This window comes from Bacteroidota bacterium, assembly GCA_016711505.1.
Lineage (GTDB): Bacteria > Bacteroidota > Bacteroidia > AKYH767-A > 2013-40CM-41-45 > JADKIH01.
This window is the reverse complement of record JADJSV010000018.1, coordinates 304,957-324,597: the sequence shown is the minus strand read 5'-3', so window position 1 is coordinate 324,597 and position 19,641 is coordinate 304,957. Positions and strand designations below refer to the sequence as shown.

Here is a 19,641-nt window from a genome sequence, read left to right as displayed (position 1 = left end):
TTTCTTTAATGCTATTAATGTTTGATTCATCATCAAAGTATCTCTATGACGAATCAGTGATAATTAAATTTAAGATTATAATTTTTTGAATGTGGATAACTGCGCGCAAGTAAATAAAGATTTTGATACCAATCAATAAATATTATATTTGTCGACAGCAAATTTGAGCCCACATGACCCTTAAGAAAACGCAATTTTATTGCCTTATATTATCAATTTCGATGATTATTTCGAGTTGTGCTACTATTTTAAGTCCTGAGAAAGGAACTAATACTCTGGATGCTACGCCCGGTCCTGCAGAAGTATATGATGAAAATGATCATATGATTGGAACAACTCCTTTCGATATGAAAAAAGTAGGATCGAAAGTAAAACTTCTTACAATTAAAAAAGAAGGGTATGTAAGTAAACAAGTGCCTATTTACAGAAAAACAAAAAACGGTTTACTTTTTCTTGATGCATTATTGTTATGTATACCGTGTATAGTTGATCTTCCTTCTGACAATATAACTTACATAGAACCTAAGAATAAGGTTGTTGATCTTAAAAAAGCGCCAAAGGAATATGACCGGCCGATTTTGCTTGCAATAGATAAGACTTCATATGAGAATGAAGAGATGGTAAAAGGTCGTGTAAATGGAATGACTAAAAAACCTTCTGACAAAGGAGCTTCAAGATCTATTGGCGATATTGATTACATAGAAAATACAATTATCGAAAAACTGGAAAAAAGTTATATTGATGCTGTAACAGTATCATCGAACAATAATGCTAAATCAGGTATGACCAAAGCTAAGGTTCGTGTCAAACCGGTAATCAACTCTATTGATTTTACTGTTAAAGGTAAATATCTGAAATTATATGAAGGAACAGAATCGATGAAATGTACATGGAATTTTTTCCGAGGTACGGATGGCAAAGATAAGATCGGATCTATTGTTACCAATGTTAGCATGAGTCGTTCAAAAGGAACAACTACTACAATCCTTGACGACCTGATGTCAGAATCCATATCTGAATTATTAGCCATTGACACCCTTTATGACTTCCTCGATAAAAATGAAAAAATTTATTTGTCAGATTCAAAAGGTTCTGAGATAAAGATCTCTACTTCTCCTAAAGTTAATTTTGAGACAAAGAAAGATATGTTCAAGACCACTAAAGAAGGTGTTGTAACTGTTCTGACAAAAGATGGATTTGGAAGTGGGTTTATAATTTCACCTGACGGATATATTGTGACAAATTATCACGTCGCTGATGGTCAGAAAAACAATATTCAGGTAAAATTAAATTCCAATGTAAAATTAAAAGCAACAGTTGTAAAAAGTAATGAAGACTACGACTTATTGCTTTTAAAAATAGATGCAGAAGAACTTAAACCACTTTACATGGGTAACAGTGATGCCATTGAAACCGGAGATCCAGTATACGCTATCGGCACACCATTGGAAACAAGTCTTGGTCAGACAATAACAAGTGGCATCGTTTCAGGAATAAGAGAAATAAACAACATGAGTTATATTCAGACTGATGTAAGTATTAATTCAGGTAATAGCGGCGGACCGTTGATCAACGAAAACGGTGAAGTGATTGGTGTAACAACGATGAAACTTTCTGGAAAAGGTATAGAAGGAATTGGCTTCTGTATTCCATCTAAAGTTGTATTAGATAAATTGAATATCAAATTCTGATCCGGACACTAATCGTTATTAACTCTACCCACATGAAATTAAAGATCATATTCGTCTGCATATATTTTCTCATCGTACAAAATCCGGTTTATTCTCAGGCGATAAAAATGGATGTACTGGGGTACACTACCCTTCAGAAATCTTATACAAGTACTTTCTATTACGGTTTTGGATACGAACAAAATGTAGGAGAAAAGATCTCATTGGGTCTGACATATAGAAAAGGATATTCTATTGATCCGGATTATAGTACGTTAGTTAATTCATACAGTTTTGTTGGATATGAAAATGGTGTTGGATATAATGTTTCATTCGATATTTTAAATATTTCAAACTGGCATGAATTCGTTTATACTTCAAAATATTTTTTTGAGGATAATTTAGATGGCGGATATTTTTCAACAAGTATAGGTCTTGTAAAATCTGAAATTGAATATGACATACAAAATATCTGGCTGGATCAATCTCCTGTATATAATGCATTTGATATTTCTTACGGTGTTTACAAGCAGGATCTGACTCTTGTACCCATATCATTCGATCTCGGATCAAGAAGTGAATTCGACGGCTGGTATTATGATTTTTACCTGGGCTTATCCATCCTTCCATTTGGAAATAAAAAAGATGTTAAGCCACAGTTTCTTCACAACAGAGGAGTAGAAACAATGTTTGATCCTGTTTCATTTCACATTGCCTTATGTTTTGGCGTTAGTTGGGCAGACTAAATTTATTCCTTGAACGAACAACAAAAACAACTCATGAAATTCAAATTTATTCTGTTCGCTTTTTTTCTTTCTGTTAATGCAAACTTCGTTTTTGCACAGGCCATTAAGTTAACTTTAATAGAATATAATGAAGTTGGGCGAACTGGTACTGACAACTCTGCCTTTGGAATTGGTTACGAACAAAACCTAAACAGCAGAATCAGTATTTTAATAAATCCCGGCATGGAGTATCCGGATGATCTTGACGATACTTTTAGTTATGATTATAGAGACGGATTGTACCAATATGATAATGATGTAACGGATATTGGTTTTTCAAGAAAGCACACTACACTCAAACTTACATTTGAGTCCAGATATTTTTTCCGTGATAATGATGAAAATTCATGGTACATGGCAAGTAAAGCCAGTTTTCAAAGTAGAAAAGAAACTACTATAATTCATTACATAGGAGACTATAATTCTCCTCAGACAAGTTTTCACGATATAGAAGTGAATGGAGAATATTCACAAAGTGTTTTCATAACTCCATTATCGTTAACTATAGGACACAGAAGTAATCTGGAAGGGTTTATATTTTATTTTAATTTTGGTTATGCATTCCTGCCAAAAAATGTTTACGATCTTTCAATTCCAACAGGAAGTATCATTGACAAATCAGTTACTTATCATAAATCAACTATAACTTTTGGATTGAGTATTGGAATTGGCTGGGCAAGTTATTGATCAGAAAGCTTTCCAACCTTGTGCTTGCAACTTAACCTGATTTCCTGATTTATCTATGAGGTGCAAACCTTCTTCTTTTGCAACCATGTGACCGACAATTGAAATATCAACATGCATCCGCATCTTTTCATAGTCAGATTGTTTGATCGTAAAAAGTAATTCATAATCTTCGCCACCACTTAAAGCACAAACAGTCGGGTCTAAATTAAATTCTCTAGCCTTCTCGTAAGTTTGCGGATCAATTGGAAATTTGTCTTCATATAAAGTGCAACCTGTTTGAGATTGTTTACAAAGATGCATTACTTCAGAAGACAGTCCGTCAGAGATGTCGATCATTGCTGTTGGTTTGACATCCACTTGTTTCAATTTATCTATAATATCTTTTCTTGGTTCAGGTTTTAACTGACGCTCGAGAATGTAATCAGCATTACTCAGATCAGGCTGGATCTTTGGATTCTCAAGAAAAATTTTCTTTTCTCTTTCGAGCAATTGTAATCCAACGTATGCTCCACCCAGATCACCTGATACACAAATCAGATCTCCGACTCCCGCCCCATTTCTGTAGACAATGTCTTCTCTTTTGGCTTTACCAATTGCAGTAATCGAAATAACTAAACCTGAAGTTGAGGAAGTAGTATCACCACCAACCAGATCGACAGAATATTTATCGCAAGCCATCTGAATTCCTTCATATAATTCTTCAATTGCTTCCAGGGAAAATCGGTTTGAAATAGCTATTCCGACAACAATTTGTTTGGGTGTGGCATTCATTGCATAAATATCACTCAGATTGACCGTGACAGCTTTATAACCCAAATGCTTTAATGGTTGAAAAGTAAGGTCAAAATGAACACCTTCAACAAGCATATCAGTAGTAACAACGGTCATTTCATCACCATTATCGATCACTGCAGCATCGTCTCCGATTCCTCTGACACTTTCCGGATTTTTTAATTCAACTGCAGAAGCAATCTGATCTATCAATCCAAACTCTCCCAATGAGCTAAGTTCTGTGCGGTTTTCTTTATTCTCAAACATGTGGCAAAAGTACTAAAAAGATTGCTTACGTGGGGTGGTGACAGAAGGGTAGATAAACCATTTGCTATCAACTTACTCTTAAACCTACACTTAAACTCAAAAAAAGTTTAATTGTAAGAAGAAAAAAACACCTAAACCAAATGACGTTTTTTTATCATCCCACCCTTTGTATCCTTGATACTATGTGTAATGAGAAAAGCCTTTTGATCTATTTTATCTACCTCGGCCTTCAGCGTTGACATTTCCAAACGGGTTACAACGGAAAAAACAATATCAACTTCACTTAACTGATGTCCATGAGAACCGTACCCACCTTTTCCTCTGTAAACAGTTACGCCCCGTCCAAGTTGTTCAGTGATCATTTTCCGGATCTCATCGCTTCTTTCTGAAATGATTGTTACACCCGTATATTCTTCAATTCCGGAAATAATATAATCAACCGTTTTAGCAGCGGAAATATATGTCAGTATGGAATATAAGGCTTGTTCAAAGGATAGTACAAAAGCTGCAACACAAAATATTATGATATTAATAATCAGGATCACATCTCCGATTGTAAGAACAGATTTTCGGGTAATACTTAACGCAAGAATTTCTGTTCCATCGATAACACCGCCGCCTCGCATAGCCAGACCAATTCCAACTCCAAGAAAAAAACCTCCAAATACTGATACAAGTAATTTATCGGATGTAAGAATCGGATAAGGAATAAAATACAAACAAAGTGCAAGCCCACCGATTGCTGAAAGAGTTTTCAAAGCAAAGACTTTATTAATTTGCCTTAGTCCCAGATAAATAAACGGAAGATTTATAATAACAATGAGAAAAGACAAACTCCAGCCTGTGATTTCCGAGATCAGCAGACTGATACCCATAACTCCACCATCAATAAAACCATTAGGAAGTAAAAATCCTTTTAAACCCAAACCTGCACTAAGCATGCCTGCAATTATCAGAAAGCCATCGATAAATTGTGACCGTGCATGACGTTTAAATGATTTGTAATCTTGTTTACCGGCTCTGCGAAAAATCTGTCCTTTCTTTTTAGCTCTGCTCTTTGCATAATTAATAAAAAGTGATTGATAAATTGGATTCATAAAAAAGAAATTTTTGAAAGACTCATTGAAATAAAAAGCAATGAGTCTTTCAAGATTAAGAAATTAAATTTATCACACAGCAACTTTTTGTTTTGCCATCAATGATTCAATCTCATCAACTTCTACAGGAATACTTTCCATAAGATCAACAGGACCTTTTTCTGTGATGAGAATATCATTTTCGATTCTTATACCAAGATTTTCTTCAGGAATATAGATGCCGGGCTCGCAAGTGAAAACCATTCCCGCCTGCATTGGCAGATAACGGTTGCCAATGTCATGAACATCCAATCCTAAGAAATGGGAAGTTCCGTGCATAAAATATTTTTTATAGAGTGGCATCTTCGGATCCTGCTTTGCGACTTCAGCAGCATTGAGCAGACCTAGTCCGATCAATTCTTTCTCCATCACCTTACCAACTTCCTCATGATATTTTGGAATGGTATTACCTACAACTAACATTGAAGTAGCTGCTTTCATCACTCTTAACACTGCATTATAAACATCTTTTTGTCGTGCAGTAAATTTTCCATTTACAGGAATACTTCTTGTGAGATCGGCAGCATAGTTTGCATATTCTGCCCCGAAGTCCAGAAGAATAACATCTCCATCCTTGCATTCTTTATTGTTGTCGTTGTAATGCAAAACATTTGCACTGGCGCCACTGGCAATGATTGGATAATAAGCATGTCCATTTGCACGATTACGGATAAAAGTTGCAGTGATTTCTGCTTCGATCTCATATTCCATTACACCGGGACGCAAAGTTGAAAGTACTCTGCGAAAAGCTTTATTAGTAATTTCCACAGCTTCTCTTAATAAAGCAATTTCGATTTCACTTTTTATTATTCTCAGGCGAGCCATAACAGGACCTGATCTTTCATACTTGTGATTTGGATACTTGCTTTTCAATTCTCGGGCGTAACGTTCATCACGGTATTCAACTTCAGAAACAAACCGGTCATTTTCATTCAGGTTAATATAGACATTTGTTGAATGATGCATTAAAAGCGGAAGTATAGAAGCATAATCATCAATCCATAATACTGTTTGAATTCCGCTTGCTGCGCGCGCTTCATCCTTGGAATATTTGTGGCCTTCCCAGACAGCGATATGTTCATTTGTCTTTCTTAGAAAAAGCATTTCGCGATATTCAACAATCGGATGGTTTGGTGCGATAACTAAAACGGATTGTTCCTGATCAATTCCACTCATCCAGAATAGATCTGAGTTTTGACGGAAAGGGAAATTACAATCTCCATTGCGTGGCATTTCATCATTAGAATGAAAAATTGCAATGGAATCTTTTTGTAATTCAGCTACAAATTTTTTTCTGTTTTCGACAAACAACTTTTTGTCAATTGGAGTGTACTTCATATTGGACCGGGTTATGTGGTAAAAATAATGAAATTTTCACATAATATCGTCTAAATATCCAAATCAAAACAGTAAAAAAAGCATAAAATGAATCAACAACCCCCTTGTTTAGGAATATTAAAATCTATTTAAACAATGAATTTGAATTTACCAGGCATTTGGGAATATTCCACTTTCCAGCAAACTCGTTTTTATCAAGTTGAGTGCCATCACATTTAAGCTCAACTCCATTTTCATTTTTAAGAATTATTTTCAACTTACCGGCTCTTATATTTTGAATAACAGTATCACAGATTGCCTGACCGGAGACAGATTTAAAATTGCAGCCAATAGCAACACCAACTTGATTATTGTATAGATCCATTTCTGATGAGACAGAGTCAGGCAAAAGTCCCTCTTCATCGTTTTGGTTTTTTCTGAATGAAATTTTATTTGCCTTCTCATGCGCCTTTCCCAATCGCAAAGCTTTTTTCCATTTCATGGTCTGAGCCATTCGTGCCATCCAATAAGCATGTCGGAATGCATCAATTTGTCCACCAAGCGGATCGCCATCCAATGCAGAAATCTGGAGAAGACTATCACTTTTCAATCTTGCTTCCCTTGTTATCTTAAAGGCATCTTTTGCAACGAACGGATGAGTAAACACCCACCATTTTTCCGGACACGATAATTTCCAGAATGAACCGAATGCAGAAGATTGCGCATTCATTTTATCAGACAGAAACAGAAACGACAAGAAGAGCAGGGCTGCTTTCAATTTTAGATTTTGTATTTCTGCAAAGATAGGTGAAGTTTATCGGTTAAGGAAAAAGGCGCCAGCAGATCGGATTCTTAATCTTTGTTATTTACGATATCTTGTCCATACTTTTATTAAATTGCGCCTATGAAGCAAGGGGTTTATAAAATACTAAGCATAGCACTTTTTTTAGGTGCTTGCTCTGCACCAAAATTATTGCCTTTATCATCTGATCAGGTAAAAGCAAATTTGAAGTCGCACATTATTACACTTTCCTCCGATGATTTCGAGGGAAGAGAAACCGGAACTGCCGGAGAAACTAAAGCTGCGAATTATCTTACCAAACAATTCAAGTCGATCGGACTAAAAGCGAAAGGTGAGTCCGGATATCTTCAGAAATTTAAGTTCAACTCAGGAGCAACTTTTGGAAGCAGTACTCAATTGGTTGTAAACAATTACATCTTTAAAAATGGAGAAGATTTTTATCCTTTACCATTTTCCGGAAATGCTGTTGTAACAAACTTCATTACGAAAGTAAGTTTTGGAATTACTGATACTAAATTGAATCGCGACGATTACAAAGGAAAACTCAATATCGCCAAGCGTATATTTTTAATTGAGTCAGGTACGCCTGATGGAAATACACCGCATGGAAAATTCGGAGAATGGAGTGACTTACGGAAGAAAATCGATCTGGCAATTTTAAAAGGTGCAGCAGCAATAATTTTTATCAATTCAGACACAGCACAGTCGGATCCGAAAGCTGATTGGTTGAATCATACAACTCCGGTTTCAATTCCGATTCTCTTCGCAAAAGGAAAAGCTGCACAATTACTCCGCGACAGTGTGGTTACAAATTGTACTATAGGTGCAGATATAATACATGTCGAAAAAGAAGGACGGAATATTGTAGGCTACATCGATAATAAAGCTCCTTACACAGTTGTTATCGGCGCACATTATGATCATCTCGGTTATGGCGAAGAAGGGTCTTTATACAGAGGCGAGAAAGCAATACACAATGGAGCGGATGACAATGCAAGCGGAACTGCAGCATTGATTGAACTTGCAAAATTTATTATCACAAACGGATTGAAAAATAAAAACTATCTGTTTCTTGCTTTTAGTGGTGAAGAGAAAGGATTATTAGGATCCAATTATTTTGTGAAACATCCGACCATTGATCTGAAGAAAGTAAGTTGTATGATCAATATGGATATGCTCGGACGATTGAAGTACGACGACAAAGCATTAATCATAAATGGTATGGGCACATCTCCGCAATGGAAAGAATGGATCAATACCATTCCTACGGGAGATATGCGTTTGAAAACAACAGATTCAGGCGTTGGTCCGTCCGATCATACATCATTCTACTTACAAAACATTCCCGTTCTTCATTTCTTCAGTGGTACACACAGTGATTATCATAAACCTACAGATGATGAAGACAAGATCAATTATGACGGCCAGATGCAGATCATGGAATTGCTTCAAACTATTTTACGCAGAATAAATGATGCCGACAAAATGGTCTTCACAAAAACGAAAGATGATGAGAATGAAGACGCACCAAAATTCAAGGTAACATTAGGTGTAGTTCCTGATTATTCATTTGAAGGAGAAGGTATGCGCATTGACGGAGTTACTGATGGAAAACCTGCTTCCAATGCCGGTTTACTTGCCGGCGATATTGTTGTTCAACTAGGCGAACACAAAGTTCTCGATATGATGAGCTATATGAAGGCTCTTGGAAAGTTTTCAAAAGGTGAGACAACGAAAGTAAAAGTTATCCGGAATAAAGTTGAGATAGAAAAGGATATAACATTCTGATCGAATAATCTCGCGTTTAGAATTAATCCAAAATACTTATGGATCAAAAAATATCAGTAATAGGTGGCGGTAGTTGGGCAACAGCAATTGTAAAAATTCTATCTAACAATGTCAGTAAAATTCACTGGTGGGTACGAAGCAATGAGACTGCAGAGTTTATCAGGAAGTACAAACACAATCCGAATTATCTGAGTGATGTCGAAATTGATCTTTCAAAAATTGAAATCGAAACAGATCTTAAAAAAAGCGATAACATCTTCTGATCTTATCATACTTGCTGTACCATCAGCGTTCCTTAAGAATACATTAGAGAAAATTACAAGTGACGATTTCAAAGGCCGGGCCGTTTTTTCTGCAATCAAAGGAATTATTCCGGATGATCTTTTAATCATAGGTGATTTCTTAAATCAAAAAATTGGAATTCCGATCAATCAGATCGGAGTAATTACCGGACCATGTCATGCAGAAGAAGTTGCAATGGAACGCCTCTCTTATCTGACTATTGCTTCACAGAATAAAGATACAGCTTCACGACTGGCAACAATTATGTCGTGTCGATATATTAAAACTTCAGTCAGTGATGATATTTACGGAACAGAATATTCAGCCGTTTTAAAAAACGTTATTGCAATTGCAAGCGGAATATGTCATGGTGTCGGTTACGGCGATAATTTTCAGGCTGTATTAATCAGCAATGCAATTCAGGAAATCGAACGGTTTGTAAAAGCTGTGCATCCTGTAGACAGAGACATAAAAGATTCTGCATACTTAGGTGATTTGCTGGTAACTGCATATTCTTCGTTCAGTAGAAACCGAATGTTTGGAACAATGGTCGGTAAAGGATACTCAGTTAAATTTGCTCAGCTCGAAATGAATATGATTGCAGAAGGATACTATGCAACAAAGTGCATTTACGAATTGAATAAAAAATACAACGTTCACATTCCGATTACGAATGCAGTCTATCACGTACTTTATGAAAAGATTGCTCCGAGAATTGAGATGAAGTTGTTGAGTGATCAGTTTTCCTAGATATTTTAAAAATCCATAAGGCTATAAATCACTTTGCAAGTTTTTCAAGATTATCAGTCGCTCTTGGATTTCCCGGACGAACAATTAATGCTTGCTTGTAACACTTTATTGCTTCTTCCTTATTATTTTTCATTCTGTAAACATCACCCAGCTCATTCCAGGCAACAACAATATTTGGAAATTTTACAGTATAATATTTAAATAAAGAAAATGCCGCATCGACATTTCCATCGTTAACAAATCTCTGTCCTACTTCATACAAGATCATATCATCAGATATTTCAATTTGTTGTTTTGGAAGTTCTACAGCCAAATCAGCATTGCTATTAGAATTTAAAACATTGAAAACTTTTTCACTCACCGGAGATTCAAATCTTGAATTCATTTCAAAAGCATCCTGTACAATTTCACCTTGAAAATATAACTGTGTAACATTCGGTAAAACCATATTTGTATTCGCGGATTTTTCATTTGTAACCATATAAAATACAAGTCCTTCCTCCGGTAAGCGGATCATTCTGGCAAAATAAATCCTGTTACTACCTCCATTATCTATCATAACTGTATTTCTCCTGCTCTTTGAAATATTACATCCATAACCAAAAGAATAATTTCCTTCAGTTCCATCTTCAATTATATGTCTGGTAAACATTTTATCTATTGAAGTCTTACTCAGGATTGCTGCAGAAGATATTGCATTGATCCATTTATACATATCATTAAGCGATGCTTCAAGGCCGCCATTACCTTTCAGATTCCAATACGGACCTCCTCCTGCCTTTTCAAAACGCTGCTGATGAGTTCCCCAGTCAAGGCCGTTATTATAACCATGTGCAATGGTATCCGAATCCAGTTGAGGATAGCAATAGCTGATCCGCTTTATACCAACCGGATCAAAGAGTTCCTTCTTTAAAAACGCTTCATAATTCATACCTGAAACCTGTTCAATTATAATTGCAAGAATACTCATCCCTACATTCGTATAAACAGCTTTTTCGCCAGGAGTAAAAGATAAAGGCTCACTGAATGCTCGTTTCAGATATTCAGCAGTTTCAATTTTTTCATAATCTCCACCATCATTTTGCAAAAACTCCGCAAACCCTCCTGAATGGGTCAGCAGCTGATGTAATGTAATTTTTGATTTATCGGCAGGGGCATCAGGAAAAAACTTTATCAGACTATCATTAACTGACAATTTTCCTTGTTCAACAAGTTTCATGATTCCACTCGCTGTAAAAGCCTTTGTAATACTTCCCATTGAAGCCAATGTTCCGGAAGTAAAAGGAATTTTTTTCTCCTTATTTGCCCAACCATATCCTTTGCTGAAAATTTTCCGGCCATCTTTTACTATTAATAATGCGCCCGAGAAATTTCTATCTACAGAAAGTTTAGAAAGATAGGAGTCAATCTTCTTACATGTATCATTTTGATAAACGAATTCGTTTTTATCATTTTCAGCAAATGACAGATGATCAAACGTCAATAATATTGTCAAGATGAAAATAATACTTTTCATAGGAGGTTATTCTTGTGGTTTGTTCAGTAAATATAAGTCCAATCCACACGAATAATGTTAAGACAATCATAAAGTCACCTCTACTTTGCAAAAACGATCATCGGCACCTTCGAAACAAATGAAAATTCTGCCGAATAAGAAGGTGCGAAAATTTTATCAAAAATGTTTTTTTTCACATGTCTGAACATAATTAAAACCGAAGGCTTTGATCTTTTTACTGCAGATTCCATATTTGAAACAAAGCTACTCGCAATATCAAGATTGGCCAGATGCAAACTGAAATTCTGCTTAGAATATTTCTTTTTTGCTGCTGTCATAATTTTTTCTTTCAAGTGCAATTCAGCGGGAAAATCAAAATGCAGTAATTCAATTTTTGCCTTTAGTGATTTATTGAAATTAACAACCAATTTTAATTCCTCTTGAAGTTCATCGAGATCAGTGGCATAAAGTATAGTAGAAATCTTCTCGTGTTTGTATGAAGATGGAACAGAAATTACCGGAATCATCGAATTTTTTATTATTGTAGAAGTATTTGTCCCGAATAATTTTTTTACTGCTCCTGCACCACGGGTGCTTATACATATAAAATCAAAATGATTTTTTTTTGCATATTCAACAATATTTTTATCAGCGGAAACAGAACGACCTAAAACACATTCAGCATTTGGATATTTTAATTCCATACTTTTATAAACAGACGCTACGAATTTTTCAAGTTGGTTTTGCAGTTTTTCCACTTCAGCAATTTCAAACGACCGGGCTTTACTACTTTCCCATGAAGTTGGTTTCATTACATAATAGGAATGAAAAAATGTCAACTTAACTTTCTCTTGCAATGAAAGTTGAATTGCAAACTTCAAACCTGCTTTTGAATTTGCTGAGAAATCGGTTGTCACAAGAATTTTTTTCATCGTAAAGAATTTTGTTTGTCAATATTCCAAAGTTACGTAACCAAAAGCGAGAAATCGTGATATTTATCAGTAAATTCTGAATAGATTGTCACTTCGACTAAAACTGATCTACTTATGGAGCGGTTTTATCATGAAAATGCGAAAAAACTTTATCTGCTCTTGAATTACCAATTACTGCCTTCAACTCATCATGCGACGCTTCTTTGATTCGTTTAACGGATTTGAATTCGCGCAATAGTTCATCTGCTGTCGATTGACCGATTCCCTTTATATCGGAAAGTTCTGTCTTCATTACTCCTTTACTTCTTCGATTACGGTGATGAGTAATTCCAAAGCGGTGAACTTCATCCCGCAAATTCTGGATTACTCTGAGTGTTTCACTTTTCTTGTCGATATACAAAGGCGCAGAATCGCCGGGATAATAAATCTCTTCCAGTTTTTTTGCAATTCCTATGACAGCCATTTTTCCTACTAATCCCAATTTTTCCAGACTGGTCATTGCTGAACTAAGCTGACCTTTACCGCCGTCAATTACTATCAGTTGCGGAAGAGGTTGTGCTTCATCGAGCATTCTTTTGTAGCGACGATAAATTACTTCTTCCATCGAAGCAAAATCATCGGGACCTTCAACGGTTTTTATATTGAAATGCCGGTAATCTTTTTTGGAAGGTTGCCCGTTTTTGAAAACACTCATAGCAGCAACCGGATATGCACCTTGAATATTTGAATTATCAAAACATTCAATATGTCTGGGTAGTTCGGTTAAACGTAGATCCTTCTGCATTTTCTCCATCAGGCGCAAAACTTTGTTTTCAGGATTTTGTTTCTCGAGTTGAAGATCACGTTCGCGGATATAATTTCTCACATTACTTTCCGATAATGAAAGCAAGTGCCGCTTCTCTCCTATTTTTGGAATTGTAAACGTAACTCCTTCCATCATTGTAGGAACTTCAAAAGGAACAATTATCTCTTTAGCATCACTGTTAAATTTAGTCCGGAGATCAGCAATAGCAATTTCCAAAAGTTCTTCCGGAGATTCATCGAGTTTCTTTTTAATTTCAAGAGTATGGCCTTGTACAATAGAACCGTTCATAATGCGAAGAAAATTTACGAAAGCAGAATCTTCCTCTGTTACAATACTGAATACATCGGTATTATGAATTGATGGATTTACAACAACAGATTTCGTTTTAAATTTCTCAAGCAGTTCAATCTTTTGTTTTGTGACCTGAGCTTCTTCATAAAAGAATTGTGCTGACTGCTGATTCATCAGATTTTTCAAGTGCTGAATTACAGTATTTATATTTCCTTTCAGAATGAGCCGGATCTCTTTGATCGTCTGATCATAATCTTCCATTGATTGATGTCCTTCACAAGGACCCTTACAATTTCCTATATGATATTCCAGGCAAATTTTGAATTTCTTCTTTTCAATATTTTCCGGAGTAAGGTTGAGATTACAATTTCGAAGTTTGTAAAGTTGTCCAATAAGATCCAGCAATGTATTGATCATTTTCACCGGAGTATACGGACCAAAATATTCCGATCCATCTTTTATCATCTGGCGCGTAATAAAAATTCTTGGGAACTTTTCATTCTTAATACAGATCCATGGATATGTTTTATCGTCTTTAAGATTTACGTTATATCGTGGCTGATGTTTTTTGATAAGACTATTCTCCAGCAGGAGTGCGTCCATCTCAGTATTAACGACAAGAATTTTAATGTCAGCAACCTTACGGACCATTACGGTCGTTTTGCCATTTTCATGAACATCTTTCTGAAAATACGAACTGACTCTTTTCTTCAACGACTTCGCCTTCCCGACATACAATAGCAATCCCTCTTTATCATAGAACTGATAAATACCCGGGCTGTCGGGGAGGGTTGAAAGGAGTTCGGGGATCTTCAATTGGTGAGTAGTAATTGGTGAGTAGTAAGTAGCACTATTTTCTTACTTGCGATAATAAGCTATGAATAAAGAAAAACTTGAACCGAAGCTCAACATTATCAATTATTCATTATTAATTATTCATTCCTTCTAGAGTCCGTATTCCGCAAGTAAGAACGCCATTGCACCCATTGAGGCGGAGCCGAGAAGCAGTTCGCGTTTGTTCACTTTATCCCATGTATCAGAAGCAGCATGATGGTAATCAAAGTACCGTTGAGAATTTACATGTAGTCCCATGAGTGGAACATTATATTTTTCCATAGCACTGATATCAGCGCCATCGCCTTCTCCTGAGAAATTATATAAACCATAATCCAAAAACAGTGGTGCCCATTTTCTGACTTTTTCTTTTTTAGCTTCCGGCATATTCAATCCGAATCCTAATGGTAGAAATGCACCTGCATCACTTTCAATTGCTGCAATGTGTACTTCTTTTTTTTCATTCATGTTTGCAGCATATTTTTGTCCGCCGCGTAAACCGTTTTCTTCATTCATAAATGCAACAATACGAATTGTTCGTTTCGGCCGCATGTTGATTGCTTTCAGTGTTCTTATGATTTCGATTGACTGAACAATCCCGGCACCATCATCATGCGCTCCTTTACAGTTGTCCCATGAATCAAGATGTCCGCCGACAACTACATACTCTTTTGGTTTTTCCGTTCCGCGTAACTCACCGATCACATTGTAAGAAAGAACACTGTCTTTCATTTCACAATGAGTCTGCATGAAGAATTTTGTTTCCTTATTTGTTTTCAGGATTTTACTTAAAAGATTTGCACCGATCGTACTGATTGCAACACAAGGAATTTTCGGAATTGAATCGATGTACCGCATTGCGCCGGTATGTGGAAAATCATCGAGAGCATTTGTCATTGACCGACAGATGGAGCCTACAGCACCATACTTTGCAGCTTCTGAAGGAGCTTGCCAGCGATATTTTACAGCTTCGCCGTATGCTTCAAATGTATTGATGAATTTTTCATCGAATGGATGGTTGAAGAAAACGATTTTTCCTTCCACCATAGCCTTTCCGAATTTCTCCAGCTCATCGAAATTAGTTACTTCGATTATGTTTGCAGTCAGACCTTCTTTCGGAGTAGAGATAGAATTCCCAAGTGCAAGAATCTGCACTTCCTGTTTATTACCGCTTGCTTCAACGATCACACCTTTTTCTTTTGCACCACGTACCCAGTGTGGAACCATTACTTCTTCCAGATAAACAGAGTCTGCTCCGGCTTCAATCATTTTTTGTTTAGCCCATTCGACAGCAGTGCCGGCTTCTTTCGAACCTGCTAAGCGTGGACCTACATTTTCGGTTAGGTCATAAAGCCATTGATAGGCGCGGCCGTTTTCGAGGGTTTCGTTAAAAATTCGTTTAATTGAAATCGAATCTTTGTTTTGTGCTTTTACCGAAGTAAGGTTGATGAAAGCAGATATAAAAATCAGGAGGATTCTTTGCATGGTTCTTAATTTCGATCAAAAATAGTAAAAAAAGAGAACTAATATCTGCGCTAAATCTGCGGGATCTGCGGGAGAAATTTCAGTGTGTTTTCTTTCCCGCAGATCTCGCAGATCCCGCAGATTCATCGCAGATTTTGCGCAGAATTCTATGTATTGGTATCCTGTATATTTACTGCTTCAAGAATCGTCCTTTCACCTGACCATTGTTATTTGAGATCTGATAAAAGTAAACTCCATTCTCCAGATAATTTATATCAATAAAATGATTTGCACTTAAATTTAAATCATGGTAAACAATTCTTCCCTGAATGTCAATGATCTCGATAGAATATTTTTCCGAATTATCTTTTGCATTAAAAAGCAAAACACCATTTGTGGGATTTGGAGAAAGACTCACTTGCAGATCAAAATTACTCTCATCAACTCCGACAAATAAAACTGTAACTTGCTGTGTGGTCGAGTCGGTAGATGTACAACCTTCATTGACAACTGTGAGTGAAACGTTGAACAAAGCAGCTGTATGGAAAATGTGTGTAACGACATTTCCTGTATCCACAGCACTTCCATCACCAAAATTCCAGATCGCAAAAGTGTTATCTGATGAATTAGCAGTGAATACAACTGTATCATTAAGATGTGCAGGTGAAGGAGAGAATGTAAATGTTGCGTCAGGATTTTTTATATGAACAACAAATAAAGCAGTCGTTGATTGTTGTGGAGTTCCGTTGTCAGTTGCTGTGACAGAAATTGAATGATAACCTGCATTTCCTGAAGTACCGGCGATATAACATGAAGTGGCGGCAACATTTCCCGGGGAGTTCTGAAGGACACCGCAATCAGAAAGTCCAAAGAAATTAAATGCTGTTGTAGTCAACTGAGAAAGTTCAGGTGAATAAAATTCAAAATCAACTATTGCAGTATCACCAATACAAATCTCCAATGTATCGCAAAGCCCGGTATATTTAAGGAACGGAGCAATATTAGCTGAGTTGCACAATCCAAAAGTATAGGATTGATTATCTAAAAAATCAATTCCCGCGCCTCCGCCATATGGACCATTGTATGTTGACCCCGGTTGATCAAAACGACCGATTTGAATTGAACTTATTCCATCACCTAAATTTGCTCCAACCGTAGCAGGTGTTCCGCCAAAACCTCCGGCACCACCTGATGCAGAACCCGTGGTCCACTGCATATCCTGATAACAAAAGGAAACATTTTTACCTGCGTCAAGAATTGGGTCAGAACCATCAGTCAAAATTAACTGAAATGTATTTAACAAATTATCTTGTGTATTATAATATCCAACATGATCCCATTGAATTATCAGTGCTGTACTTGTAAGTTTATAATAAACAATTCCGCTTAAAAGACCACGAGTATCAACATCGCCCCAAAAAGGAGAGATCATCTTAAAGTTTGGTGAAGGGAAAGAATCTGCTATGAAAGCAGTAAATGGACCGTCAAAAGAAACACTACCATTATTATTAATATATATCGAATTGTAATTACTCCCATAAAAACAAAAATTGAACGGAATAGCAAATGGAGCCGTTGAACCATCATCATTTCTGTATTCAGGTGGTCCATTAGTAGATCCATTAAAAGGAACAACATTCCAGGAACTATCTCTTTCTATCCAGCAATTACATGGATCAGCTTCATTCACTTCAACCGGTTCAGAAATCCTTACGTCAGCATTTGCAGTTGAATGAAATGTTACCGGAATATTCTTCGGGTTATCTGATGCATATATGAAAGCAGCAGTAATAAGTTGAAGGAATAATGGAAGGAATTTTTTCATGTGGACTTTGAGAATACGCTTGAAATTAATTTCGGCAACATCGCAGAAATTATTCAATACAAATATAAAATAATGCAGGAGAATTCAAAATGACCTGGGTCTATTCTATCTCAATTCTGAGTCTGAAATTCTGTTTCCTTATTTACTTCTTCCGTCGTTTTCTCAGAAGTAAACTTATTCTGAAAGATCAAAAGTAAGATCACACCAACAGTTATAGATGAGTCAGCGATATTAAAAATCGGGCGGAAGAAAAGAAACGTTTCACCACCCCAAATCGGTAACCAGTCAGGAAAGCGACCACCGACGATCGGGAAGTAAAGCATATCGACAACTTGTCCGTGGAGAAAATTTGAATAACCATGTCCGGGAGCAAAACGTGCTACACCTTCCATGCTATCAGTGAACAACATTCCATAGAAAGCACTATCGATGATGTTTCCGATTGCACCTGCAAAGATCAATGCGAAGCAAGTAATAATAAGTTTATGAGATTTTTGCCGGATCAAATGAATAAGATACCATCCGATTCCAAAAGAGGCTACGATACGAAAAACACTTAGAAACAATTTGCCAAAAGAACCACCGAACTCAAGTCCGAATGCCATTCCATTGTTTTCAGTAAAATGAATCAAGAAAAAATCAAAGACCTTAAACTCTTGTCCGAGATACATGTGGGTCTTGATCCAGATCTTCACCACCTGATCTACGAATAATACCAGTAGTACTATTAAAGCTGCACGTTTCAAATTAAATAATTTCGGATTTCGGATTGTGGATTTCGGATTGCGCAATCCGAAATCCGAAATCCGCAATCCGAAATTCAAAAAAATTAGTCGCGATACTGGTTAAGTTTCGCTTCGATACTCTGAGTAGTATGTGGAACGGCACGCAGACGTTCTTTCGGAATTAATTTTCCTGTCACACGACAAACACCGTATGTTTTATTTTCAATACGAACCATTGCATTTTCCAATTGCTCGATGAATTTTTTCTGACGACTTGCAAGCTGACCTGCTTCTTCTTTTGCAAGTGAATCCGATCCATCTTCAAGTATTTTGAAAGTACTTGCAGTATCATCGGTACCATGCTCATTGGCAGCTGTCATCTGTGCTTGTAGTAACATCAATTCTCTACGCGCTTCTTCCAGTTTTTTATTGATGATAGCACGGAACTCTTCAAGTTCACTATCAGCATAACGTGTTTTACCGGAATCTTCCTGAGGTTTCTGAGGTCTGTTCAAAGCCGGTTCTGGACGACGGTTAAAAGGCGCAGGGCGACCGATCACCGGTCTTTCTTTTGGCGGAGCCGGAATTTCATTGCGCGGTGGAAGCTGTGGCTTCTCAACTTTATTTTTCGCAGATTCTTTTTTAGAAGCTTTTACAACCGGAGGTGCTTTTACAACTTCGGGTTTTGCAACAACTGCTTTAGCAGGAGTTTTTACAGCAGGTTTAGCAACAACCGTTTTAGCTGGAGCTTTTGCAACAACTTTAGCGGCTACTTTTTTCGCCGGAGCTTTTGCAACTACTTTTTTAACGGGTGCTTTTTTAGCAGGAGCAGCTTTTTTAGCAACAACTTTTTTCGCCGGTGCTTTTTTGGCAGGGGCAGCTTTTGCTTTTTTAGCTGGAGCCGGCTTTGCTTTTTTAGCAGCAGGTTTAGCTTTTGACTTGGTAGCGGGTTTCGCTTTTGATTTGTTATTAGTCTTCTTACTCATATGAAAACGTTATTCTAAAGGGTTGTTTT

General features: G+C 36.6%; 15 protein-coding genes and 1 pseudogene. 5 read left to right on the top strand and 11 right to left on the bottom strand.

Annotated elements, in window-relative coordinates; translation table 11 throughout:
* The first annotated feature begins 221 nt into the window (after positions 1-221).
* From IPL24_17580 to IPL24_17570, 3 genes are read left to right on the top strand one after another with little or no spacing between them, the layout of a single operon-like run.
* Positions 222-1,691: a trypsin-like peptidase domain-containing protein gene (locus IPL24_17580; protein ID MBK8365408.1), complete on the top strand. Its 1,470-nt coding sequence runs from the start codon at positions 222-224 to the stop codon at positions 1,689-1,691.
* A gap of 32 nt (positions 1,692-1,723) precedes the next feature.
* Positions 1,724-2,416, top strand: coding sequence for a hypothetical protein (locus tag IPL24_17575; protein MBK8365407.1), 693 nt, complete (start codon positions 1,724-1,726; stop codon positions 2,414-2,416).
* Positions 2,417-2,449: 33 nt separating this feature from the next.
* Positions 2,450-3,142, top strand: a complete 693-nt coding sequence (locus IPL24_17570; protein ID MBK8365406.1) for a hypothetical protein — start codon at positions 2,450-2,452, stop codon at positions 3,140-3,142.
* Here IPL24_17570 and thiL read toward each other — a convergent pair whose 3' ends face one another.
* The 4 genes from thiL to IPL24_17550 all read right to left on the bottom strand — a co-directional run bounded on the left by thiL (position 3,143) and on the right by IPL24_17550 (position 7,411).
* Complete coding sequence (thiL, locus tag IPL24_17565; protein ID MBK8365405.1) at positions 3,143-4,180, bottom strand: thiamine-phosphate kinase; 1,038 nt, start codon at positions 4,178-4,180, stop codon at positions 3,143-3,145.
* Between the two features lie 131 nt (positions 4,181-4,311).
* The gene (locus tag IPL24_17560) at positions 4,312-5,277 is read right to left on the bottom strand and encodes a YitT family protein (protein MBK8365404.1); all 966 of its coding nucleotides are present in this window, start codon (positions 5,275-5,277) and stop codon (positions 4,312-4,314) included.
* Between the two features lie 72 nt (positions 5,278-5,349).
* Positions 5,350-6,654 (bottom strand): aminopeptidase P N-terminal domain-containing protein, encoded by a 1,305-nt coding sequence (locus IPL24_17555; GenBank protein ID MBK8365403.1) that lies wholly within the window; start codon positions 6,652-6,654, stop codon positions 5,350-5,352.
* 124 nt (positions 6,655-6,778) lie between these two features.
* Entirely contained in the window at positions 6,779-7,411 is a 633-nt protein-coding gene (locus IPL24_17550; protein MBK8365402.1) for a hypothetical protein, read from the bottom strand.
* Positions 7,412-7,537: 126 nt separating this feature from the next.
* Here IPL24_17550 and IPL24_17545 point away from each other — a divergent pair, with 126 nt between their 5' ends.
* Together IPL24_17545 and IPL24_17540 are read left to right on the top strand one after the other, a co-directional pair.
* Positions 7,538-9,223, top strand: a complete 1,686-nt coding sequence (locus IPL24_17545) for a M28 family peptidase (GenBank protein MBK8365401.1) — start codon at positions 7,538-7,540, stop codon at positions 9,221-9,223.
* A gap of 38 nt (positions 9,224-9,261) precedes the next feature.
* Positions 9,262-10,255, top strand: a pseudogene (locus IPL24_17540) (NAD(P)H-dependent glycerol-3-phosphate dehydrogenase).
* Positions 10,256-10,283: 28 nt separating this feature from the next.
* Here IPL24_17540 and IPL24_17535 read toward each other — a convergent pair.
* The 7 genes from IPL24_17535 to IPL24_17505 form a co-directional block, all read right to left on the bottom strand.
* Positions 10,284-11,771, bottom strand: a complete 1,488-nt coding sequence (locus IPL24_17535) for a serine hydrolase (GenBank protein MBK8365400.1) — start codon at positions 11,769-11,771, stop codon at positions 10,284-10,286.
* An 80-nt stretch (positions 11,772-11,851) separates the two neighbouring features.
* A complete protein-coding gene (locus tag IPL24_17530; GenBank protein ID MBK8365399.1) occupies positions 11,852-12,682 on the bottom strand; it encodes a universal stress protein in 831 nt (276 codons plus the stop codon).
* A gap of 112 nt (positions 12,683-12,794) precedes the next feature.
* On the bottom strand, positions 12,795-14,609 hold the full coding sequence (uvrC, locus tag IPL24_17525; GenBank protein ID MBK8365398.1) for an excinuclease ABC subunit UvrC: 1,815 nt from the start codon (positions 14,607-14,609) through the stop codon (positions 12,795-12,797).
* Between the two features lie 114 nt (positions 14,610-14,723).
* Complete coding sequence (locus IPL24_17520; protein MBK8365397.1) at positions 14,724-16,097, bottom strand: M20/M25/M40 family metallo-hydrolase; 1,374 nt, start codon at positions 16,095-16,097, stop codon at positions 14,724-14,726.
* A gap of 169 nt (positions 16,098-16,266) precedes the next feature.
* Positions 16,267-17,901, bottom strand: a complete 1,635-nt coding sequence (locus tag IPL24_17515) for a T9SS type A sorting domain-containing protein (GenBank protein ID MBK8365396.1) — start codon at positions 17,899-17,901, stop codon at positions 16,267-16,269.
* A gap of 110 nt (positions 17,902-18,011) precedes the next feature.
* Complete coding sequence (locus IPL24_17510; protein ID MBK8365395.1) at positions 18,012-18,647, bottom strand: lipoprotein signal peptidase; 636 nt, start codon at positions 18,645-18,647, stop codon at positions 18,012-18,014.
* Between the two features lie 83 nt (positions 18,648-18,730).
* Positions 18,731-19,612 carry a TraR/DksA family transcriptional regulator gene (locus IPL24_17505; GenBank protein MBK8365394.1) on the bottom strand — a complete coding sequence of 294 codons (882 nt, stop codon included), beginning with the start codon at positions 19,610-19,612 and terminating at the stop codon, positions 18,731-18,733.
* Between the last annotated feature and the right edge of the window lie 29 nt (positions 19,613-19,641).